At 64.3% G+C, this 23163-nt stretch carries 20 protein-coding genes; 13 read left to right on the plus strand and 7 right to left on the minus strand.

Annotation, left to right across the window (positions count from 1 at the left end):
* Positions 1–29 precede the first annotated feature (29 nt).
* Positions 30–1463, plus strand: coding sequence for a membrane-bound lytic murein transglycosylase MltF (mltF, locus tag AACZ17_RS08330; RefSeq protein WP_290745352.1), 1434 nt, complete (start codon positions 30–32; stop codon positions 1461–1463).
* On the opposite strand, the gene tadA is transcribed toward mltF, so the two are convergent.
* Genes tadA through AACZ17_RS08345 form a run of 3 tightly spaced genes read right to left on the minus strand, consistent with a single transcriptional unit; the run spans position 1458 to position 6052 of the window.
* Positions 1458–1910, minus strand: coding sequence for a tRNA adenosine(34) deaminase TadA (gene tadA, locus AACZ17_RS08335; protein WP_290745348.1), 453 nt, complete (start codon positions 1908–1910; stop codon positions 1458–1460). The two genes, mltF and tadA, sit on opposite strands and share 6 nt — an antisense overlap.
* Positions 1903–3960, minus strand: coding sequence for a tetratricopeptide repeat protein (locus AACZ17_RS08340; RefSeq protein ID WP_290745346.1), 2058 nt, complete (start codon positions 3958–3960; stop codon positions 1903–1905). Before AACZ17_RS08340 ends, tadA begins: the two co-directional genes overlap by 8 nt.
* Entirely contained in the window at positions 3950–6052 is a 2103-nt protein-coding gene (locus AACZ17_RS08345) for a tetratricopeptide repeat protein (RefSeq protein WP_290745343.1), read from the minus strand. Before AACZ17_RS08345 ends, AACZ17_RS08340 begins: the two co-directional genes overlap by 11 nt.
* Before the next feature lie 183 nt (positions 6053–6235).
* Here AACZ17_RS08345 and AACZ17_RS08350 point away from each other — a divergent pair, with 183 nt between their 5' ends.
* The 7 genes from AACZ17_RS08350 to AACZ17_RS08380 all read left to right on the plus strand — a co-directional run bounded on the left by AACZ17_RS08350 (position 6236) and on the right by AACZ17_RS08380 (position 13872).
* Positions 6236–6562 (plus strand): hypothetical protein, encoded by a 327-nt coding sequence (locus AACZ17_RS08350; RefSeq protein WP_290745340.1) that lies wholly within the window; start codon positions 6236–6238, stop codon positions 6560–6562.
* The gene (locus tag AACZ17_RS08355) at positions 6555–8285 is read left to right on the plus strand and encodes a WlaTC/HtrL family glycosyltransferase (RefSeq protein ID WP_290745337.1); all 1731 of its coding nucleotides are present in this window, start codon (positions 6555–6557) and stop codon (positions 8283–8285) included. The genes AACZ17_RS08350 and AACZ17_RS08355 overlap by 8 nt, the downstream gene beginning before the upstream one ends.
* A complete protein-coding gene (locus tag AACZ17_RS08360; RefSeq protein ID WP_290745334.1) occupies positions 8282–9526 on the plus strand; it encodes a PqqD family peptide modification chaperone in 1245 nt (414 codons plus the stop codon). Before AACZ17_RS08355 ends, AACZ17_RS08360 begins: the two co-directional genes overlap by 4 nt.
* Complete coding sequence (locus tag AACZ17_RS08365) at positions 9523–10809, plus strand: GlcNAc-transferase family protein (protein ID WP_290745331.1); 1287 nt, start codon at positions 9523–9525, stop codon at positions 10807–10809. The genes AACZ17_RS08360 and AACZ17_RS08365 overlap by 4 nt, the downstream gene beginning before the upstream one ends.
* A gap of 69 nt (positions 10810–10878) precedes the next feature.
* The gene (locus AACZ17_RS08370) at positions 10879–11568 is read left to right on the plus strand and encodes a TetR/AcrR family transcriptional regulator C-terminal domain-containing protein (protein ID WP_290745329.1); all 690 of its coding nucleotides are present in this window, start codon (positions 10879–10881) and stop codon (positions 11566–11568) included.
* Between the two features lies 1 nt (position 11569).
* Complete coding sequence (locus AACZ17_RS08375; protein WP_290745326.1) at positions 11570–12973, plus strand: NAD(P)-binding domain-containing protein; 1404 nt, start codon at positions 11570–11572, stop codon at positions 12971–12973.
* Positions 12970–13872 (plus strand): alpha/beta hydrolase, encoded by a 903-nt coding sequence (locus AACZ17_RS08380; protein ID WP_290745323.1) that lies wholly within the window; start codon positions 12970–12972, stop codon positions 13870–13872. The genes AACZ17_RS08375 and AACZ17_RS08380 overlap by 4 nt, the downstream gene beginning before the upstream one ends.
* A 4-nt stretch (positions 13873–13876) precedes the next feature.
* Here the strand turns inward: AACZ17_RS08380 and AACZ17_RS08385 are convergent, their stop codons facing one another.
* The 3 genes from AACZ17_RS08385 to AACZ17_RS08395 form a co-directional block, all read right to left on the minus strand.
* Positions 13877–15121, minus strand: a complete 1245-nt coding sequence (locus AACZ17_RS08385; protein ID WP_290745433.1) for an ammonium transporter — start codon at positions 15119–15121, stop codon at positions 13877–13879.
* Positions 15122–15290: 169 nt separating this feature from the next.
* Positions 15291–16124, minus strand: coding sequence for a Coq4 family protein (locus tag AACZ17_RS08390; RefSeq protein ID WP_290745320.1), 834 nt, complete (start codon positions 16122–16124; stop codon positions 15291–15293).
* Between the two features lie 121 nt (positions 16125–16245).
* The gene (locus AACZ17_RS08395) at positions 16246–17382 is read right to left on the minus strand and encodes a helix-turn-helix domain-containing protein (protein WP_290745318.1); all 1137 of its coding nucleotides are present in this window, start codon (positions 17380–17382) and stop codon (positions 16246–16248) included.
* Positions 17383–17588: 206 nt separating this feature from the next.
* Between AACZ17_RS08395 and AACZ17_RS08400 the strand changes: the two genes are divergently transcribed.
* The 5 genes from AACZ17_RS08400 (at position 17589) to AACZ17_RS08420 (ending at position 22865) form a co-directional block, all read left to right on the plus strand.
* Positions 17589–19289 carry an amidohydrolase family protein gene (locus AACZ17_RS08400; RefSeq protein WP_290745315.1) on the plus strand — a complete coding sequence of 567 codons (1701 nt, stop codon included), beginning with the start codon at positions 17589–17591 and terminating at the stop codon, positions 19287–19289.
* A gap of 20 nt (positions 19290–19309) precedes the next feature.
* Complete coding sequence (locus AACZ17_RS08405) at positions 19310–19519, plus strand: hypothetical protein (RefSeq protein ID WP_290745312.1); 210 nt, start codon at positions 19310–19312, stop codon at positions 19517–19519.
* A gap of 14 nt (positions 19520–19533) precedes the next feature.
* Entirely contained in the window at positions 19534–19743 is a 210-nt protein-coding gene (locus AACZ17_RS08410; protein ID WP_290745309.1) for a hypothetical protein, read from the plus strand.
* A gap of 246 nt (positions 19744–19989) precedes the next feature.
* On the plus strand, positions 19990–21618 hold the full coding sequence (locus AACZ17_RS08415; RefSeq protein ID WP_290745307.1) for an NAD(P)/FAD-dependent oxidoreductase: 1629 nt from the start codon (positions 19990–19992) through the stop codon (positions 21616–21618).
* A gap of 200 nt (positions 21619–21818) precedes the next feature.
* Entirely contained in the window at positions 21819–22865 is a 1047-nt protein-coding gene (locus AACZ17_RS08420) for a magnesium transporter (protein ID WP_290745303.1), read from the plus strand.
* 18 nt (positions 22866–22883) lie between these two features.
* On the opposite strand, the gene AACZ17_RS08425 is transcribed toward AACZ17_RS08420, so the two are convergent.
* Positions 22884–23156, minus strand: a complete 273-nt coding sequence (locus AACZ17_RS08425; protein WP_290745301.1) for a TMEM165/GDT1 family protein — start codon at positions 23154–23156, stop codon at positions 22884–22886.
* Positions 23157–23163 lie beyond the last annotated feature (7 nt).

Consider the following 23163-nt stretch of genomic DNA (forward strand, 5'->3'; position numbering starts at 1 on the left):
GCCACCCCGCAGGGCGCTAGAATCCGCGCATGACCCTGCAAAGATCACTGTGGTTGCTGGCTTTCGCCACCGCTGTCCTGCTCTCCGGCTGCTCGCGTGACGATGCGCTGCAGCAGGTGCTCGCGGATGGCGAACTGGTGGTCGTCAGCCGGAACAGTCCCACCACCTTCTACCTCGACAAGAACGGCGCCGCGGGCTTCGAGCACGATCTGGCCCAGCTGTTCGCGGAGGAACTGGGCGTGACCCTGCAGATGGACACCGCCTACAGCCTGGGCGGCATTTTTCGCCGCCTGCAACGGCGGGAGGCGCACTTTGCGGCGGCGGGCCTGAGTCTCACTCAAGCGCGCAGCGCGATGTTCAACCACTCCACGCCCTACGCCAGTCTGGTGCCCCGCGTCATCTATCGCACGGGCAGGCGCAAACCCTCGGGACTGGACGACATCGAAGACCTGCACCTGGTGGTGCTGGCGGGAAGCAGCCACGAACAGACGCTGCAGGAACTCAAGTCAGCCGCCTGGCCGGAGCTGAGCTGGGAAGCCGTGCGCGGCGCCGATACGATGGAGTTGCTGGAACGAGTAGACAGCGGCGACGCAGACATTGCAGTCATCGACTCAAACGAGTTCCGCATGCAACAGAGCCTGTATTCCCGCCTCGACGTCGCCTTCAACCTGGGCAGTGAGCAGGATATGGTGTGGTACTTCCCCCCCGGTGACGAGTACACCGCACTGATTGAACGCGCCGATACATTTCTCAGCGCGCTGCAAGAGGACGGCCGTCTGGAACAGCTGCGAGAGCAGCACTTCGGACACAACACCGTGCTGTCGCGCGTGGGATCGCACGTCTTTGCCCGCAATATCCGCAGCAAGCTGCCTGCGTACAGCAAGCTTATTCGCCAGGTCGCGGAAGAGTACAAGCTGGACTGGCACCTGCTGGCCGCCATCGCCTACCAGGAGTCCCACTGGGACCCGGAAGCCACCTCCCCCACGGGGGTGCGCGGTATGATGATGCTCACCGGGCCCACGGCGCGGGAAATGGGCGTCAAGGACCGGCTGGACCCCCTGCAGAGCCTGCGCGGGGGAGCCCGCTACCTGAAGAATATACGCAGGCGCCTGCCAGCGGACATCGACGAGCCGGACCGGACCTGGCTCGCGCTGGCTGCTTACAATATCGGGCTGGCACACCTCGAAGATGCCAGGGTGCTGACCGAGCAACGGGGCGGCGACCCCCACCTGTGGAGCGACGTCATGGAAACGCTGCCTCTACTGCAGAAAAGAGAGCACTACCGCAATACGCGCTACGGCTATGCGCGGGGCAGGGAGGCGGCGAATTTCGTGCAGAACATTCGTCACTACTACAGCATTCTGCAGTGGAAGGACATGTCAGCCAATCAGCCGGGCCAACCCCTGAACCCGATGCAGTTCCTCCCGGCGGCGCTGCAAGGGGAACGCTTCCTCGCGCTATGAACGGCGGGCGCGAAAAAACGCCTGCAAACGCTCACTGGACGCCTCGGCCAACACCCCCTCCTCCCAGCGCACCGTGTGGTTGTACCAGGGCGATTCCAGCAACGCACACTGACTGCAGACGACGCCGGCGCGCGGCTCGCGGGCCGCAAAGACCAGCAGGGCGATGCGCGCATGTACCAGTGCGCCCGCACACATACTGCAGGGTTCCAGGGTGACGTAGAGCGTTGCACCGGGCAAACGGTAATTGCCCTCCGCGCGTGCCGCATCGCGCAAGGCCACGATTTCCGCGTGGGCGGTCGGGTCCGCATCGCTGATGACCCGGTTCCAGCCCTGTCCCAGCAGCTGCCCGTCGCGCACCACCAGGGCACCCACAGGCACCTCGCCCTGGGATGCCGCGCGATCCGCCAGCGCCAGGGCCTGCTCCATCCAGCGGCGGTGCTCACTCATCTGCAACAGCCTGTGCATCCAGCAGCCGGTAGCTGCCGTCTGCCTCCACGGCCAGTGCCGCGGGCGGCAGCCCTGACAGGCGGCGCTGGTGCATCGCGGCATAGGCTGTCTCGAGATTGCGCGCCATTGCGCGACCGTCGAACAGCGGGCTGCTGAGCCGCTGCTCGGCCAGGCGCTCACGCAGGGACGCCAGTGCAGCAGGATCCGTCGCCAAAGCGCGTGCACGCTGTTCATAGGCATGCTCCGTGGTGACTATCAGCTCGGGCAGACCCAGCGCGTGCAGCAGGCTTGCTGCGACCCGCCCGGCGAATGCCTCTCCCATCACTGTCAGCAGCGGCAGACCCGCCCACAGCGCGTCGCTGGCCGTGGTGTGCGCATTGCAGGGCCATGTGTCGAGAAACAGGTCCGCTGCGCGGTGACGCGCCAGATGTTCGGCCGCCCCGACACGCGGGGCGAATACCAGGCGCTGGGGTTCTACACCGTGACCCAGCGCCGCCTCGCACAGCCGCGCCGAGGCGTCCTTGCTGTCTTCCAGCAGCCAGAGCACACTGCCCTCCACGGCCTGCAGCAGCCGCATCCAGCAGGCGAAGGTTTCAGGCAGGATCTTGTAGCTGTTATTGAAGCAGCAGAACACGAAAGCCCTCTCCGGCAAGCCCAGCGCAGCGCGACTCACGGGCTCCACCGCAGGTGCGCGGCGCGAGTCGTTGGCCTGGTAGCACCCCGGCAGGTAGACCAGCTGTTCGCTGTAGTGCCCGCGTTGCGCGGGGGGAACAACTACCGTATCGGCAATCAGGTAATCGTGATAATCCGTGGCCATCGTGCCCGGATAGCCGAGGTAGCTCACCTGCACCGGGGCACAGCCCGCCGCGAACAGGCCCGGTCGCGAGTCGCGCGTGTAGCCTTTCAGATCAACGGCAATATCGACACCCAGTTCACGCGACAGTGCGGCCACCTGCTGGTCGGTCATGGTGTTCACATCGATAAACCGGTGAAACGCGGCGGCAAGTCGCGCGCTGGCAGCGTCCTCCGCCGCGGGACCAAACCCGAAGCCATAACACTGCACACGCGCATCGCTGTGGGACTCGAGCGCCTCCAGCAGCAGGTGCGTTGTCGCATGCTCACGAAAATCAGCCGAGTAGTACGCCACCTTGATCGGTGCAGCCGGCGCGGAAGCCGGAAACGCATCTGGCGCTGCGGCGCGTGGATAGCGCGCCTGCGCATAGCGGGCAGCGGCCTGCCGCTGCAGCGCAGGTGAATCCAGCAGGGCCAGCACCGGGAAGGGTGGTGCAATCGCCTCACCCGCCGCGATGCCCTGCTGCAGGCGTGCAGTATCCGCCGTAAGGCCGGACCAGTCGCAGACCTTCATGCGCGTGTGCAACCACGTGCCAAACAGGAAGGGGTATCCCGGGCGCAGCTCGAGGGCCCGCTGGTAGCTCTCTGCCGCAGGTACCAGCGTCTGCAGGTCGGCAAGCGCCTTGCCACGGTTGCACCAGGCCTGGCTGTGCCGCGCATCCAGGGCGAGTGCCCGGTCAAAGCTCGCCAGGGCATCCGCCGGGCGGCCAAGATCCAGCAGCGCGTTACCCCGGTTGTACCAGGCATCCGCGTAATCGGCCTTGCAGGCGAGAGCGCGGTCATAACTGTCCAGTGCCGCCGACACGCGGCGCAGGTCCAGCAGCGCATTGCCGCGGTTGCTCCAGGCCTGTGCATAATCGGGTTTCAGCGCCACCGCCCGATCGAAACAGGCGAGGGCGGGCTCCAGCTGGCCGGCAGCAAGCAGCGCATTGCCCAGGTTGAAATGGGCGGGCCCCACGCTGCCGTCGATTTTGATCGCTGCCTGCAGCCACTGTATGCCTCGCTCGGTATCGCCCAGCTGCAGCGCCGCCACACCGCGCAGGTGAAGGCTGTCGAAATGCCGCGGACGCACCGCCAGCACTTCGGCGTACAGCGCGCTGGCACGAGCGGGGTGTCCACTCTGGTGCAGCGCGACCGCTTCGCGATAGCGTGCCTGGAGTGCCGGTGGCAGGGCTCCTTTCGATGGCTTACGGCTCAAGATGGATGTCCTGCTGTGCAACACCGCGGCGCCGGAAATCCACCATGGTCGTGTAGGCCCGTTCCAGCTGGCGGGCAAAACCCTGTGCATCAAACAGGGATGAGCTGGCACGTGCCGCTGCAAGCTGCGCGCGCAGGTGGGCTCGGCGCTGCGGATCCCGAGACAGCGCAATGGCAGTCTGCACGTAGTCGGCGAGGTTGTGGGTCACCAGTTCGGGCAACTCCACCGCGTGCAGCAGGCTGGCTGCAACCCGGCTGGCAAATCCCTGCCCGGCCAGGGTCAGGACCGGCAGCCCTGCCCAGAGTGCGTCGCTGGCGGTGGTGTGCGCGTTGCAGGGAAACGTATCGAGAAACAGATCAGCGCAAGCGTGCCGGGCCAGGTGTTCGGCCAGGGGTACACGCGGCGCAAACACCAGACGTTCCGGTTCCAGCCCGGCACGCCCGGCTTCACGACGCAGGTTCGCCATGGCGTCGGGATGCCCCTCCAGCAGCCAGAGTACGCTGTTCGGCACTGCCTGCAGAATCTCCATCCAGGCGCGAAACACCTCCGGCGTCAGCTTGAACAGCGTATTGAAAGCGGCAAACACCAGCGCGTCTTCCGGCAACCCCAACGTCGCTCGCGCCGGCGCCTGCCGCGGGATCGGCCGCTGGCTGTCGTTGCACTGGTAACTGCCGGGCATGAACACAATGTGTTCGGGGTAATGCGCGCGTTGCTCGGCGGGAATCAACACGGGATCCGCGACCAGGTAGTCAATGTGGGGACAGGCCAGGGTGCCCGGGTAGCCCAGGTAACTGACCTGTATCGGAGCCGCACCCCAGGCGAAAATATCCATACGCTGGTCCCGGGTGTAGCCCTTGAGGTCAATCGCCACATCGATACCCAGCTCGCGGGATCGCTGTGCGACCGCCTCATCACCCAGCTCGCGCACATCCAGAAACTGGTCGAATGCGGCTTCGAGCCGGGTGCGCATCGCGTCCTGCACCGGCGGTCCGTAGGAAAACGCAATCAGCTCGAAACGCTCGCGGTCGTGCCGCTCGAAGAGCTCGGCAATCAGGTAGGCCGTCGCGTGCGCGTGAAAATCGGCAGAGAAATAACCCAGTCGAATACGCTCACCCAGGGCCGGCGGCGGCGCATACTCAGGTTGCGGTCGTTGACGAACGCGCTGCGCGCACCACCGACCGGCAAGTTGGGACTGCAGCGCTGGATCGTCGGTCAGCGTCAACAGCGGGAACGGGGCGGTGCAGAGCACGCCGCGCTGCAGGTCCTGCAACAGTTCACTGATCTCGGTGTCAATGCCCTCCCAATCACACAGGCTCAGGCGGGCGTGCAGCACGGCGCCGCGCAGGTAGGCAAATTCGGCAGCCGCAGTGCTGGCGGCCAGCGCCTGGCGGTAGTCTGCAATGGCCGCGGAGAACTCGCCGTTTTCCTGATGCAGGTGTCCGCGATTGGCGTGCGCCAGCGCCAGGCCGGGCTGAAATGCCAGCGCCCGACTGTAGCTGGCCTCCGCTGCCGCGGTGTCCCCCAGGTCATGCTGTATATTGCCGCGATGACACCAGGCACTGGCGGAAGCCGGGTTCAGCAGCAGAGCCTGTTCCAGAGCAGCCAGCGCCTCCTCGCCGCGGCCCAGCGCGCGCAGCGCCGCGGCCTGCCCCACCCGAATATCCGCATCGCGGGGCGCCAGGCGCGCGGCGTACTCAAACCCGACGAGCGCCTCGCGGTGACGCCCCAGCTTCTGCAGCGCGCTGGCGCGGTTGAATACGGCCTCCGCAAAGTCAGGCTTGAGCCTGAGCGCGGTGTCGTAGCCCGCCACGGCCGCCTCCCATTGCCCGAGGTGCTGCAGTGCATTGGCGCGATTGGAGTAAAACGCGGGATTGCCGGGACTCAGCGCAATGGCCCGGTCTATCTGCCGCACCGCATCCTCGGCGCGCCCGCACTGGAAGTCGATCAGGCCGAGCAAATGCAGGGCATGAGCGTGACGTGGGTGCTTGCGCAGAATCTGCCGGTAGCGCTTCTGCGCTTCCTGCAAATCGCCTGCCTGATGTACTGCGAGCGCTTGCTCGAAACGGGCATCCAGCTTGCCGCCGCTTCCCATAGATCTACTCGTTGCATGACCATGAGCGGCGCATTATGAACTGCCTGTGCGTTCGCCTCCAGTCCGATGCCTGCAAAGCCACTGCTCGGCGCGCCAGCGGCAGTCGACATCATCTTCTGTAGCAATTGTCTGCCCGCGGGCCGCATGCTAGGCTTCGAGCCTGACTTTGCGAGGATTCACCGCATGACCACCGATACAGGAAAACGACGTCTGTTGAAGGCGCTGGGTGTCGGCGTTGTCGGCGTTGGCATACAGACCGGTGCCATCCCCGCGTCCTGGGTGAAGCCCGTTATCGACTCCGTGGTCATGTCGGCCCACGCGCAGGTGACGCCGTCGCCAACGCCGTTTCCAACACCCTCGCCCTCACCGCTGCCTGTCCCCTCCCCGGTTGCGGTCGACGTAGCGCCCGCGGGTTTTGCTGCGGTCGTTGCCGGCTTGCTGGGCTACCTGGGCATCAAGCGGATGCAGCGCAACGCAGCGGAGAAGCGCCAAGCACCCCCGGGTGAGTGAAGCCTCTGCCGTCACACTGACGGCCGTTACGGCACTCCTTGATATCGGCCGAGGCAGCGCAGACACCGGCCTGGCGGCAGACCACCTGCGCAGCTTCGACAACTACCTCAAGCATTTCCGCACCCTGCTCGCTCTTGATCTGCCGCTGGTCATCTACACATCTCCGGACCTGGAGCCGGAGGTCTGGCGGCTGCGACGGCGGCACAACACTGAAGTGCGCACACTGACTGTGACTGCTATCGAGCAGGACTTCCCCGCCTACAATCGCATACAGCAGATCCGGCAGGATCCCGGGTGGCGAAGCCAGGCGAGCTGGCTCGCCGGCAGCCCGCAGGCCACGCTGCCCCACTACAACCCCCTCGTCATGAGCAAGCTCGGCCTGCTCGACGCGAGTGCGGAGGATAACCCGTTTCAAAGCGATGCCCTGGTCTGGCTGGATGCCGGTCTTGCACGCACCTGCGGCGCTGCCCTGGCGGATCCGGCATGGCCTTCGCTACTGGCAGCGCAGATCAAAACCTTCCTGCTCCTGAGCTTCCCCTACCTGGGCGGCAGCGAAATTCACGGCTTCGAGCGACCGGCAATGGCGCGCTGGTCGGGGGGAGAGCCTGTTCGCTGGGTGGCACGTGGAGGACTGTTTGGGGGCAGGCCTGCCGCGATACGGAAGGTATGCGCTGTCTATGATGCCTGCCTGGAGGCGACGCTCGCTGCCGGCCACATGGGCACTGAAGAGAGCATCCTGACCATAATCGCCCACCGGCACCCGGACCTGTTCCAGCGTGAGCCGTTGGCAGAGGACGGCTTGATTGCACCCTATCTGGAGCGTCTGGTGCAGGCATCGAAACCGACGCAGCGTGCAGCGGACGGCCGCGTTGGGACGATGCCAGCCGCAGCACCTCCCCCTCCGCTGCCCACTGCCGAACGTCCAGCTCTCAGTATTTACGTGCTCACCTTCAATTGCCCCGGGCAGCTGGCCCTGCTGCTGGCATCCTGGGCCGATGCCTTTCAGGCCGTGCATGCCCTGCAGCTGTACATCGTTGACCAGAGTACCGCTGCCGATTGCCAGCGGGATAATCAGGCAATCTGCCAGCGCTATGGCGGACGGTATCTGGCACCGGGCAACCTAGGCATTTGCGGCGGACGGCAATTCATTGCAGACCATTTCGCAGACAGTGGCGCGGCGTACATGCTGTTCCTGGAGGACGACATGCTGCATGCCACGCAAGACGGCACCTGTCGCAGCGGCTTTGCGCGACGCGTGGACCGCCTGCTGCCACGGGCACTGGCAATACTGGTGAGCAGGCAGCTGGATTTTCTCAAGCTCAGCTTCACGGAGTTTTACGGCAGCAATGACCAGCAGTGGGCCTGGCACAATGTGACGGAAGAGCGCAGGGCCCAACTGTGGCCGCAACACCCCAGGCGCACCGCTGGGCTGGCCCTTGAGCAGATACCGCCTGCCAACTTCAGCCAGCTGGGACAGCTGGAGGGGCTGCCCTATGCCCTGGGGGAAGTGTTCTATTGCAACTGGCCGCAGCTGGTCAGCCGGGCCGGGAATCGCCGGATGTTTCTCGACAGGCGCTGGCCTCAGCCCCACGAACAGTTCTGGATGGCGCATCTCTATGAGCGCGCCCGACGTGGAGAGCTGCGCGGTGGCGTACTGCTGGCCTCCCCCATCGAACATCGACGCGAGTTTCACTATGCAGCCGGAGACAGGCGCGAATCATGAACAGCCCCGATATTTTCATCAGCATTGCCGCGTACCGGGAATTCGACCTGCCAGCGACGCTTGCCAGCCTGCTGAGCATGGCGGACACGCCGTCTCGCCTGCGCGTCTGCGTTTACTGGCAACGCGCGCCGGAGGACTCCCTGGGTGACCTGGCTGACTCGCCCCAGTTGGAGATCCTCGACGTGCCGTATCAGCAGAGCCGCGGCGTCTGCTGGGCACGCAACCGCATTCAGCAGCAGTACCGCGGAGAGCGCTATTTCCTGCAACTGGACGGGCACCATCGATTTGCCCCGGGCTGGGACAGCGCCCTTGTCACTATGCTTGAGGGGCTGCGCGGCAGCGGTGTGCAGCGGCCGGTGCTGACGACCTACCTGCCCGCCTTCGACCCCGAGAATGACCCGGCGGCGCGCAGCCCGGAAATCTGGCTACTGGGAGCGGACCGCTTCGACGATTCCGGGGTGGTATTCATGCGGCCCTATATACCCGTGGAACCCCCCGAAGCGCCTGTCCCCACCCGTTTCTGGTCGGCCCATTTCAGTTTCAGCGACGGCGCCTTCGTGCACGACGTGCCGATTGATCCCAACGGCTATTTCCACGGCGAGGAAATCGGCACCTGCGTGCGCGCCTGGACCAGTGGCTATGATTTCTTCTGCCCGCACCGGACACTCGTCTGGCACGAATACTCGCGCAAGGGACGCCGCTGCCACTGGGACGATCACAGCGACTGGAGTGCACGCAACGAAGCGGCGCTGGCACGCTACCGGGCACTGGTCGGTGTAGATGGCGTGGCGCCCATCGACCTCGATGGCTATGGACTGGGCACTGCTCGTTCCCTGGCCGATTACGAGCAATTCGCGGGTCTCTGCTTTGCCGATCGGTACATCGCCCCGGAAACCCTCGCTCATGCGCCACCAACGCTCCCGGACTGCCTGCAGGACGCCGGCGCACGAAGCGGTGGCGTACTGCGCGCCACAGCAGACACACCGCGTATTCCGCAACGCGACCCACGCTGGTCCGAGGAGCAGCTCGAGGGCGAGTGGGTGCTGTACAACGAGGACACGACCCGCGCCTGCTACCTCAACGACAGCGCCGCATTGATCTGGCAACTTATCGACGGTGAGCGCAGCACAGGGGAGATTCGCGCGCTGCTTGAAGGGGCCTACGGCGAGGCGGTCGGAATCTACGAGGACCTGACGCTGGTGCTTTCGCAATTGCGCTCGCAAGGCGCCATCCGCTTTTGAACGCTGGACCCCGACTCCCTGCTCATCAGGCATCGGCAGCGCCAGACCGGTCAGGTGACGATCGCATCTTCGTGCAGATTGCGGCCTACCGTGACCCGGAGCTGCTGCCAACGCTGCGCGACTGTATCGCGCAGGCCGATGCGCCAGAGCGGCTTACGTTCGGCATCTGCTGGCAGCGCGCTACCGACGACAGCCTGCAGGAGTTTGCCGACCATCCCGCTGTTCGTGTGCTCTCGGTGCACTACAGCCAGAGCCGCGGAGCCTGCTGGGCGCGCAGCGAGACACAGGCCCTGTATCGAGGCGAAGCCTACACGCTGCAGATCGATTCGCATCATCGCTTCATTCGCGGCTGGGACACCGCATTGCGGGCCCTGCTGCAAGGCGCCCGCGAGCGGGGCAGCGACAAACCGCTGATCACCAGTTACGCGCCGGTCTATGAGCCCGGCAAACCCGTGGAGCCTGCTGCGCGTCCCCTGCGCCTGGTCTTCGACGGCTTCTCCGAGGGCGGCCCATTCCAGGTGATGCCGGTCGCCATGCAGGGGCGCCTGGACGGTGCAGCCCTGGAACCTGCACGGTTTCTGTCTGCGCACTTTCTATTCACACTGGGCGTTTTCTGCCGGGAAGTGCCCTACGACCCAAAGTTCTACTTTTTTGGCGAAGAGCCCGCGATGGCCCTGCGCGCCTTCACGCACGGCTACGACCTGTTCCACCCCCGCTGCCTGATCCTGTGGCACCACTACGGTCGCGAGCGGGCGCAGCGCCACTGGACAGATAACAAGCGCTGGTGGTTACGCAACGAGCGCAGCCTGCTGCGCTACCGCAAACTGGTGGCTGGTGACGCCGCAGCCGACACGCTGGGAGAGTTCGGGCTGGGCCGCACGCGCACGCTGGAGGCCTACGAGCGTTATGCCGGCCTGAGCCTGGCGGAGCGCCGCGTGAGCCCCCGCACCCTCCGCGGGGCACCACCGCCGCATCCGTGGCTGGCGCGCTGGGCGAGCAAAAAACTGCTCTGGGAACACAGTGCCGACCTGCAACTGACAAATCTGCCGGCAGGCTTCGGCCACCACCCGCAGGACAGCATACGCCTGACTGTGCGCTGCCCCCGGGGCCGGGTTCTGCAGCAGCGCGACCTCACGGGCGCGTCGCTGCGGGCGGCTCTCGCAGTTGGCAGCCACCGGCTGCGCCTGCACGCGCAGGGAACCCCGGCATCCTGGAGCCTGCGAACAGCCCGCGCTGGCGGCGAAGTCGTCACAGAGCAAACACACCCCTGGAGGGGTCTGTGAGGCGCGCGCCAGACCGCTGGAAGCCCGGCCAGATTTCTTTTCCGAATATAATTCGATATTATAGGCGGCATGACGTCGTCACTCCAGAAACCGACCCCGGGCCGCCGCGGCAGACCGCGCCGGCTGACCCTGGATGCCATTGTCGACACGGCCTGCGACCTGCCAGCAGGCAACCTCGACATGGCCAGCATCGCCAGCCGCCTCAAGGTGGGTGTCGCAACCCTCTACGGGTATGTGGAGGGGCGTGAGCACCTGCTGCGCCTGGTCGCCGAGCGCAAGGGCCAGCTGCAACCCATTGTCGACAACGGCCAGTCCTGGCAGGACATCCTGCGGGAACATGCCCGCAGTACCTGCCAGACCGCGCTCGACTGGCCAGAGCTGGTCAGCCAGATCATGCAGGGCGGCGTATTCGGCGACGTCGAGGCACAGTACCTGGAACAGCTGATTGCGCTGCTTGGCAGCCGCGGCTTCACCCCCGGCAGCGCGCTGGAGCTGTACTACGCGGTGAACCAACTGGTGTTGGGGGCGGCCGTTACCGGCAACTACCTGAAGGCGGTGACCGGCGACGGTGGGCACGCAGCGGTGCTCGGTCGCTTTGTACACAGTCAGCCGGAGGGCACCCTGCCACTGCTGCAACAGGCCCTTGCAGACAATCCGCAGCCCGCGGTGCTGGGCGATTTCAACGCGGCGCTGGAGCACCTGCTCGCCAGCTGCCAACCCGATAACCCAGGCAACTCGCCTACTGGACGGAGCAAGTGAGATGAACAACGGATTTCGACCGGCCCACAACAACGGCCCCCTGTGCTGCGTCATCGGTGCCGGCCCCAGTGGCCTGACCACGATCAAGCGCCTGAAAGAGGGCGACATCGCCTACGATTGCTTCGAGGCCTCGGACAATATCGGCGGCAACTGGTACTACCGGAATCCCAACGGGATGTCAGCCTGCTACCAGAGCCTGCACATCGATACCTCAAAGTTTCGCATGGGCATGCAGGAATACCCGGTGCCAGACAACTGGCCGGACTATCCGCATCACAGCGAGATCTTCGACTACCTCAACGACTACACCGACCACTTCGGCTTGCGCGACACGATCACGTTCAACACCCGGGTCGAACGCGCACACCGCGAGGAGAACGGCTTCTGGTCCGTGACCACCAGCGGTGGCGAGACCCGGCGCTACGACGTCCTGATTGTCGCCAACGGCCATCACTGGGATCCGCGCTGGCCGGAGCCGGCCTATCCCGGCGACTTCGCCGGCGAGCAGATTCACGCGCACAGCTACAACACGCCCTTTGACCCCATCGACATGCGGGACAAACGGGTACTGGTCGTGGGGTCCGGCAACTCAGCCATGGACATCGCGTCGGAACTGTCGATGCGCTTCATGGCCAGCACCCTGCACATCTCCATGCGGCGTGGGGTGTGGGTATTCCCGAAGTACATCAACGGCAAGCCCGGGGACAAGAACATGCTTCCGGCCTGGGTGCCGCGTAAAATCCAGCACTGGTTGATGAGCCGCGTCGTCAAGCAGCAGATCGGCAACCCCCGCGACTACGGCCTGCCCCAGCCGACCTACCAGCCCTGGGAGGCCCACGGCACAGTGTCCGGGGAGTTCCTGCAGCGTGCGGGCTCCGGGGATATCAAGGCGCGTCCCGGCATCGAGCGCGTGGACGGCCACACCGTGCACTTCACCGATGGCAGCAGCAGTGACTTTGACGTCATCGTCTGGTGTACCGGATACAAGATCAGCTTTCCCTTCTTCGACCAGCCGCAATTCACCGCGAGCAAGGACAATCAGCCACCGCGTCTGTTCAAACGCATGCTCATACCCGGCGTTCCCAACCTGATCTACATGGGCCTGGCGCAGTCCCTGCCCACCCTGGTCAACTTCGCCGAGCAACAGTCACGCTGGGTGGTGCCGTACCTGAATGGCGACTACGCCCCGCCCTCGGAAGCGGAGATGGAGGAGATGATTGCGGCCGATGAATCCTTCTATCTGCGGGACTACTATCCCAGCCCCAGGCACACCATCCAGCTGCACTTTGATCACTACGTGGGGCGCCTCGACAAGGAAATCGAAGCGGGGTTGAAGCGGCGTAGAAACGGGCAGCCTCCGGCGACGCTACCCGGCGACGCTGCGCAGAAGGCCGACGCCGCGTGAACAGCGTTACGCGCAGCGACCTGACATTCCGCAGCGGCGGCGATGAATGCGCTGCCTGGCTCTACCGCCCTGACACCCCGACCCCGGTGCCCGGCGTGGTCATGGCGCACGGCTTTACCGCCGTGCGCGACCAGCGCCTGGATGCCTACGCGCAGGTCTTCGCCGAGGCGGGCCTGGCCGTGCTGCTGTTCGACTACCGCCATTTCGGCGCCAGCGCCGGTGAGCCGCGGCAGCTGCTGAGCGTCAAGCACCAGTTGCAGGATTGGGAGGCCGCCATCGCCACCCTGCGCGCGCAACCGGGTGTCGATCCGCAGCGTATCGCATTGTGGGGCACATCGTTTGGCGGGGCGCACGTGCAGGCGGTGGCGGCGCGCGACCACGGGATTGCCGCCGTCGTGGCACAGATTCCGTTTTGCTGGGCCGAAAAGCCGCAGCAGAAAGTCCCTCTCGGGAAAACCCTCGGGCTGCTGTTTGCCGCGCTCAGGGACAGCCTGCATGGCGCCCTGGGGCTGCCTCCACACTACATCCAGGCTATTGGCGATCCGGATGACCATGCCGCCATGACGTCGCCGGGAGCAGCGGCCGGAATCGCCAGTATCACGCCCGCCGATTCCGGCTGGCGCAATCGTGTCGCGGCGCGTTTCGTGTTCCAGTTGGCGACCTACAAGCCCGGCCGGCAGGCGGGTGATATTCGCTGCCCCATTCACTACACGATTGCGGAACAGGATGCCTTCATCTCGCCCGCGACCATCCGCGAGGCTGCGTCACTGGCCGCGGACGCGGAAATCTCCAGCTACCCCTGCGGGCATTTCGGCGTCTATGTCGAGCCCCTGTTCAGCGCGGTCGCCCGCGATGAAACCGCTTTCCTGCTGCGGCATCTCACCGCCGATGCGGACTAAGGGGCTACAGGTCGTAGCCCCGTTCATCGTGCAGGACAAGGTCGAGGCCCACAGTTTCCTGTTCAGCATCAACCCTGAGGCCGATCAGGCGATCCACCAGCTTGAACAGGAGGTAGCTCACGATCGCCGTGTAGGCGAAGGTTGCCACCACACCCGTGGCCTGCACGGCAAGCTGCCCGCCTATTGAGCTGATGCCGTCGGAAAATCCATTGCCGCTGAACAAGCCCAGGTCGGGCGAGCAGAAAACACCCGCCAACAGGGTGCCGAGAATGCCGCCCACGCCGTGCACGGGAAAGACATCGAGGCTGTCGTCGATTTTCAGCCGGTTCTTCAGCGTGATTGTCGCGTAGTAACAGACAACCCCGGCGGTGAGGCCGATGACCACGGCCGCCGCCGGACCGACGGAACCCGACGCCGGGGTGATCGTACCGAGGCCGGCGACCATCCCCGTCACGATACCCAGCACCGATGGCTTGCCGTGACGGATCCATTCCATCGTCATCCAGGCCAGAGACCCACAGGCGGCCGACAGGTGCGTCACCAGCATCGCCATCGCGGCGCTGTTGTCTGCAGCCACCGCGGAGCCGGCATTGAAGCCAAACCAGCCCACCCAGAGCATACCCGCGCCCGTCACCGTCATGGTCAGGTTGTGTGGCGGCATGGCAACGCTGCCGAAACCGCGACGCGGACCCAGCATCAGCGCCGCGACCAGGGCCGCTACGGCGGCGGTGATGTGCACCACGGTACCACCGGCAAAGTCCTGCAGCCCCATGGCCCCGAGCCAACCGCCACCCCAGACCCAATGGCACACGGGCGCATACACCAGCAGCATCCAGGCTGCGCTGAACAGCAGCATGGCGGAAAACCGGATACGCTCGGCGAAAGCACCGACGATCAGCGCCGGTGTAATCACCGCAAAGGTCATCTGGAACATGACAAACAGCGATTCGGGAATGTCGCCGGCATTGCCATCCATGGCGATCCCGGCGAGAAAGAGGTTACCCAGGTCACCGATCCACGGACCCTGCTCGACCCCGGAAGAGCCGAACGCCAGGGAATACCCGGCGACAAACCAGAGCAGTGACATCAGTGCCGTCAGCGCAAAGCACTGCATCAACACGGAGAGCACGTTGCGCACCCGCACCAGTCCACCATAGAACAGTGACAGGCCCGGCAAAGTCATGAACAGCACCAGCGCCGTGGCGGTAAGCATCCAGGCGGTATTGGCACCGCTGGTGTCTGCCGCCATGGCGGCGTGTGCGGGAAACAGAAACAGGAAAAAGACGAACGGAAAACGTAGAACGGAACGCATCATAATTATTATCGCTTATGGGAGGGCAGCGGAATTATTACATATGGACATGCCCTGACAAAAGCGCCCCGTATTCGCCGCGCAACAACCGCGCCGGGACAGCGGCTCAGGCCGCGTCGAAGTACTCCCCCAGCGACCACATCGTGTCCTCGAAATCCGGACTGTGCACCACGCCCAGGTGTTCGCGCACTTCGTCCACTGTCCACTCAAACATATCCTCATAGCGCGGCATGAACAGCGGCGTGTTCAGTTGCTCGCCGATGCGATGGCCCTCCCCCAGGGCCTTGTACAGCGGGGGCAGCAGGTGCGGGTAATGGCAGCCGAAGCGGGACATCCCGGTAGCGACCAGCAGGGTGGAAACCACCGAGATATGTTCACCGAGTTCCTGGCCAAATGTTTTGAGCAGGTTTGTGGTGCGCGCGGCAATCAGCGCGAACTCGCCCAGGGGGTCGTAACGATAGCCCACCACCAGGTGCTCGATATCATGCGTCTGGCTGTGCCGGCGATGGAAATAATCGTAATCGGTGGCGGTGCTTTCAAAGGGCAGGAAATCGGCCTGCAACCCCTGCTCAGCGAGCATTTTCTGGTATTCCCGACCCAGCGTACCCTCGGGCAGTTCAGCCAGGGCCTGCAGGTCGTGGGGCACGAGGAAGCGGGCTTCAAACCACGCATCGAGTGCGCTGTCACGGGCACGTGCCTCGGCAAACAGCCGGTTGATTTCATCGACATCATCCAGTTCACGGAAGATATCGATGATCTCCAGCGGGCCACCGTAGTGGTCCATGTCCGGACCGTTGCGACGCAGCGATTCCACGGCCACCCAGTGACGCAGTCGCGGGTGATTGAGATACTTCGATGTGCTGCTGAGCATGGTAGTGGTGCCGAGCCGGCGCGGATCCAGCAGGCGTTGATTGGCGGTGTAACCCGGTACGTCAGTCATGCGGCTTCCCTGGTGTGTTGCTGTTGTCGTTATTCCCCGTATTAGAGAACAGCAGGATTCCCTGTGGAATGGAGGATACGCCGGAGGCGTTGCACAATTTCCTGCCCCCGGCTGGAGCCGGCTAGCGGCTGCTGCCGCTGCGCACCTGCGACGGCGACCACCCGGTCAGCTGCTTGAAGCGACGCGAGAAAAACATCGGGTCGTCATAGCCGACCTCCGCTGCAATCACCTTGATGGGCAGCTCGGTACCCTGCAGCAGCTCGCGGGCGCGGCGCATGCGCAGCCGGTCGCGCCAGCGCATGAGGTTGTCTCCCATCTGGATCTTGAACAGGGCGGTGAGCGTCGAGGGCGCTGCACCTGCGGCATTGGCAACCTGCTCAACGGTCGTTTTCTCGTGATAATGCGCCAGCAGAAAATCCCGGGCGGCGAGCACCCGACGATCCAGCCCCGCGTCGTCATTGGCCGGTGCGAGCTCCTCACGCAGCAGGAGAATATGCTCAAGGAGATTCAGGTGCAGCGCCCTGCCCCGCTGCCCCGTGGTGTGCGCGATATCGATGATGCGCCGAAACGATTCCCCAACATAGCCGGCCATGCGCGCGTCCAGTACCGCCAGGGGTTCGGGCAGAGCTGTGCTATCGACGTCCTTTAACCAGGGCATCCAGCGTTGCGGCGGATAAAACGCGCTGCTGAATACGCTACAGGGGCTGCTATCGGGCATCCGGCGCAACACCACGTCAGACTCGGGCGGCAACAGCAACAACGCGGGAGCACGTCCTCCCAGCGTGATATCACCTGCGGGATGTTCTATACGACATGCGCCGCGCTCGGCGAACAACAACAGCCACGAGTCTGGCGGGCTGTGAAGCGGGCGCGGGTAGTCTACGGCGGGCGCGGGCAACAGCTCGATATGACTGCTGACAACCTGATGGGCCGCGAGGAACCGGTGGTACAGATGCGACCAGATACGGTTCTGGAACTCGCGAGCCAGACCCGGATCGGCGCGCCAATCGAGGGTGTCCAGCGACAACCCCAGTTCAGCCAATGTGGCGTCCAGCAGCTCACGGCGTGCCGCTCGATCAAACTGATCAATGCTGATCATCTCGGTGACCGGCAGGGTGAGTGTGTCGCCCAGCTGATCAACAAACTGCCGCGTCTCCTCAACGAAAGCGAGCTCCGCGTCCTCCGAAAGCAACGCGGCGACGAGTGCACGGGCAAGCGATACCAGCGCATCCATGGCGATGTCGTCGTCGTTCGTCACCGGGCGGCTGAGCCTCCTGTTAGTGCGCGCGCTCATCCTACCCTGCCACCGCGCGGCAGGCGAGAGATACCGCCCGGGGCCTGCCCGGGAGGCCGCGCCATGGCGTGCCCGGGCCTGTCGTGCAATCCTCCATGCACTCTGTTCGATTTGATATGGCACACGACGGTCACACTGCCTACAGTTTCCAACCACAAGGAGGCTTGCGCATGTATCAGCTAAAAATAAGCAACGCCCTGGTCTGCGATGGCACCGGCAGCCCGGCGTACAGGGGCGATGTCGCCATTCACGACGGGAAGATTGTCGCGGTGGGCACGCGCCTTGCCGGCGATGCCGCCACGGTGATCGATGCGCAGGGCCTGGTACTGGCACCCGGCTTTATCGACTCCCACACCCATTTCGACGCGCAGATCACCTGGGATGGGCTGGCCACGCCGTCACTGGAACACGGGGTGACCACGGTGATCAACGGCAACTGTTCCCTGACCATGGCGCCGGTGCGCGCGGAACACCGCGCGTTCGTGGGCGCCGTCTTCCGGCAGATCGAGGAAATGCCTGCGGCGGCATTTGATGCGGGCATGCGCTGGAACTGGGAAACCTTCGAAGATTATCTCGCGTCTTTCCGGGATGCGCTGGGGATCAATGTGGCCACACTGGCCGGACACAGCATGCTGCGCCTGTGGGTGATGGGCGATGCCGCCCGCGAGCGCTGCGCGAGTGCCGCAGAGATCGCCGACATGCAGCAGCTGTTGCGGCAGTGCCTGCAGGCTGGCGCCATCGGCATGAGCACCAGCTGGGTTGATATTGACCATGAGCACCGGCCGGTACCCTGTCGCCTGGCGGCGCCGGAAGAGCTCGACGCTCTCTGTGCGGTACTCGGCGAGCACGGCGCGGTGATGCAGGTGGTGCCCGAGTTCTGGGATCCGGACCTCCTGTGCACGCGCATCGATATTCTCGGTGATCTGTCGCGACGCCATGCCATCACGGTGACCTTTTCTCCCCTGTTCGACTCCAACGCAACCCCCGATCTGGTGCCACGGGCACTGGAACGGGTACGCCTGCAGGTCGCACACGGAGCACGAGTCGTGCCGCAGATGCAGACGCGGCCCATTGATGTCACTTTCGAGTTTGACGTGCCCACCTCGGTGTTCAGTTCCCGGCCGACCTGGTGGGCGACCATCCTGAAACCCGCGGCGGAGACCCTGCGCGATTTCCAGGACCCCGATGTGCGCCGGCAGCTGGTCGACGAGGCCTACAGCGGCATGCACCCGATCGCAATGGAGGTGCACTTTCCGGAGTTCGTGGTCAGCCGCTGTCATTTACCGGGAAACAAGCCCCTGGAAGGCAGGCGCCTGAAGGATATCGCTGCGGAACGCGGCTGCGACCCCGTGGAACTGATGCTCGACCTCGCCGTCGAGGAGTCATTGCAAACGCGCTTCAGTGCCGTGTCCGTAGGACACAACAACCTCGAGCGCATTGCGGGCCCGATCAGCGACCCGCTGGTGCAGGTCGGCTCGGGTGACGGCGGCGCTCATGTGACCCGTTTTGCCACCTACGGTGACACGGGGTATCTGTTCAGCCGGTTTGTGCGCGATGCCGCGGCACTGACACTGGAGCAGGCGGTGTTCAAGCTGACCGGGCAGATCGCCGACAACTGGGGGCTGCAGGATCGCGGACGCATTCGGCCCGGTCTGGCTGCCGACCTGGTGATCTTCGACCCGGACCGTATCGACCGAGGCCCTGAAATCGCGGTAGAGGACCTGCCCGGCGAGGGCTACCGCTACCTGCGTCGCGCCCTCGGGGTAGAGCAGGTTTTCGTCAATGGCAGTGCCGTCTATTCTGCGCAGCAGGGCTACACCGACGCACGCAGCGGCCAACTCGTATCCGGCCGGGCGCGGCGCGCCGCCTGAGAAAGCAGAGGAGCGACACCATGCAACCCAACATCGTGCCGGTAAGGCCCTGGACCTACCCCCGCGAAGGCGATGACTGGCAGAGCATCGCGCGCCGCGAACTCCCGGAGCGCCCACTGGACGCGGCCATCGCCGACCTGCAAAGCTGGAACCTCTACCTGGTGTTCCGCCCCGCACCGGCCCGGCTCACCTGTTCCGATATCGTGTTTACCGGCCCGCCGACCGCGTGAATCACGGCCCGGTAGTGAGTGCCATCCAGCTCACGCCGACCCATGACGGTGAGGCCGCCTGCGCGGTCGAGCTGACCTTCCCGGGCGGCGGCCGCTCCATGGTGCAGCTCGACAGTGCCGGTCTGGCGCGGGTCATGGCCCGTGCCGGCGTACACAAGCTGTCAGGCCTGGTGGGCCTGGCCTGGACAGTGCTGCTCTCCGCGCGGGACCCGGCTCAGGAATAACCCCGAACCTCCGTGTTCCGCAACATTCCCGGCGCCGCAGGGTTGCCCCTGTTTAGCGCCGGAAATAAGATGTCGCAGACAACTTGATTGTTTGCATCTAGCAAGTATACTGATCCCGCGCATGCTGGGCACGGCACCGCCCACAGCCCGCGGGGCCCAACACCATCAACCGCACACGGCACTGGCCGAAACACGGTCCCACCGGCTACATTGCGCAGATAATTTTATAAAACGAGGAACACAGCTATGACCACCCAGCAGCAACCTGATTTTGACGCCATTGCGGTTGGTGCCGGCTTTGCCGGTCTCGCATTGATTCACTACCTCCGGGAGGCGGGTCTTTCCATTCGCGTGTTTGATCGCGCATCCGATATCGGCGGTACCTGGACCTGGAATCGCTACCCGGGCGCCATGACCGACAGCGAGAGCTACTACTACTGCCTCACCTTCTCCAAAGAACTGCTGCAGGAATGGTCCTGGACACGCCGCTATCCCGACTGGAAAGAGACACACGACTACATGCGCTTTGTTGCGGACAAATGCGACATGTGGCCACACATTCAGCTCAACACCGAGATTGTTGCAGCCGAGTACCAGAAAGACAGCGGCCTGTGGAAAGTCACCACAGAGAGCGGTGACACATTCACCTGCAAGTACTTTATCAGCGCCATGGGGATGATCTCCGAGCCCGTCATCCCGAAGATCAAGGGCATGGATACGTTCAAGGGGCCCCTGTTCCACTCGTCGCGCTGGCCGGAAGGCATTGACTACGCCAACAAGCGGGTAGGTATCATCGGCGCAGGCGCCACCACGGTGCAAATGCTGCCGGTCATGGCTCAAACGGCGAAGAGCGTTACGGTTTTTCACCGGACACCCAACTTCATTCTGCCCGCCATGCAGGCACCCATGACCCCGGAGTGGGAAAAGGACATCAAGGAACACTACGATGAAATCGTAGCCAAGTGCCGCAACCACATGTTCGGCATGGCCTTCGATACCGCCGAAGGCCGCCTTGCCGTTGAAACGTCGCCGGAAGAACGCGAGCGCATTTTCGAGGAAAAATGGACCGGCAGTTTCCGCTGGGTCTTCGAGACCTTCGAGGACCTGCTCTCCAGCCCGGACGCCAACCTCTGGGCGTCGGAGTTCATTACCCGCAAGATGCGGGAGCGCATTGAGGACCCCGAGATCGCCGACATCCTGGTGCCCAAGCCCGGCGAGTACCCACTGTTTGCCAAGCGCCCGCCGCTGGATCACGGTTACCTCGAAGCCTACAGCCGCGACAATGTGCATCTCGTCGACATCGCCGACCGCGAGCCCATCGTCGAAATCACCGAAACCGGCATCACGACGACCAAGGGCCACCACGAGTTTGACATCATCGTGCTCGCCACGGGGTTCAAAGCCTACACCGGGGCTCTGGAAGCGTTCCCGATCCGCGGCGAGAGCGGGCAGACGCTGCGCGACAAATGGCAAAAAGCGTCCAAATCCATCATGGGTGTCTGCGTCGCGGATTTCCCCAACATGTTCGTCGTGACCGGACCGCAGGCACCGTTCGCCAATCTCCCCACCTCCATCGAGCAGAACGCCATCTGGATCAAGGACTGTATCGAGAAGATGGAACAGGAAGGCTACGACACCTTCACGCCGCGCCCGGAGGCGGAGGATGCCTGGACCGCGCACACCGCGGAAATCCATGGGCAAACGCTGATGGCCCAGGGTGACAAGGTCAATTCCTGGATGATGGGTGCCAACCTGGAAGACAAGGCACCGCGTGTACTGATCTACTTCGGCGGCGCCAATGTCTACTATGACAAGATGCGCGACTCAGTGGATCAGGGCTTCCCGGAGCTGGAGTTCAGCAAGCGCGTTGCCTAAGGCATTCCCGCGGTGGTTGCGAGAGCACCACCGCGGGACACCCCTTTGAGTAACCCCCGCCTGGCGGGGGTTTTTTGTTGTGCGGGCACAAACGCTTTCGGTAACTCCGCGGCACGGCATACAGCGCAGGGGAAAAACGCTTACACTCTGTGTAACGCCAACACCCCGCTTCGGGCCAAGCGCCTGACAGGTTGCCTGACATGCACAACGCCAATGCCGAACACCGCGACGAGCATCCCCCGCTGACGCCGGAATCCCTCACCCTGACAGAAGGCCTGAAGGGGACCGTAGATCTCCTGATGGAACCCGCTACCGGTTATCTCAGCCCCGAGACGACCGTTGCCGGCGCCCTGGATTATCTCGTGCACGCGCTGCCCAAGGGCGGCATCACCTACCTTTACGTCGTGGATCGCGATAATCGCCTGATTGGGGTTGTGGCGATGCGCGACCTGCTGCTGTCACGTCCCGGGCAGACCCTTCAGGAGGTCATGACTGGGTCGCCCTTTGCGTTTCGGCCCGATACCGACATGGGAGAGGCCATGCAGGCAGCGCTGAATCGCCGCCACCGTCTGTACCCGCTGGTCTCCGAGGAGGGAACCCTGCTTGGCCTGGTCATGGGCTGGCGCCTGTTCCAGCATCTGGCCACGGAACTCAGTGCCCAGTCAGGCAGCATGGTGGGTGTGGACAAGGAGGAGCGCAGCCACACGCCCATTCTGCAGGCATTCAAAATGCGCCACCCCTGGCTGCAGGTCAATCTGCTCACGGCGTTTGCCGCCGCCTTCGTGGTCGGCATGTTCGAGGACACCATCACGCGCATTGTCGCCCTCGCCGCGTTTCTGCCGGTGCTCGCCGGGCAGAGCGGCAATACGGGGTCCCAGGCGCTGGCGATTACCCTGCGCGGGCTGACGCTGGGCGAGCTGGCCGACTATCCCGTGCGCAGGCTGCTGCGCAAGGAGATCATTCTCGGCGCGCTGAACGGCTTTGCTGTCGGCCTGGTCGCCGCGGCGGCCATGTGGGTATACGCCATCAGCACGGGGACCGAACACCCCGCCATACTCGCTCTGGTCATTCTCGTCTCGATGGTGGGCGCCTGCGTGGGCAGTGGCATATTCGGCGTTGTTGTGCCGCTGACACTGCGACGTTTCGGCGCGGACCCGGCGATGGCGAGCAGTATCTTCCTGACCACCTTCACCGATGTGCTGGGCATGGGACTGATGCTCCTGCTCGCCACGATGCTGCTGATGTAAGGCAGGCGGCTGCCCCGGTCAGGCCCGGTACAGGGTCACCGCGCCAATGGCAATAAAGCCGACACCCGCAATGTAGTGCAGGTAGCGTTCGTTGATATAGCTGCTCAGCACGCTTCCGGCCAGCACACCGAGCGCAGATGCCACAATCAACGCGGCGGAGGCTGCAATAAACACCGTGTACTTGCTGACCTCGCGGTCAGCGGCAAACAGCATGGTCGCAAGCTGCGTCTTGTCACCCAGTTCCGCCACAAACACGGCGGCGAATATCGTCAAAAATACCTTCCAGTCCACGGTGCTG

The sequence above is a fragment of the uncultured Haliea sp. genome (genome assembly GCF_963973825.1).
Classification (GTDB): Bacteria; Pseudomonadota; Gammaproteobacteria; order Pseudomonadales; family Halieaceae; genus Haliea.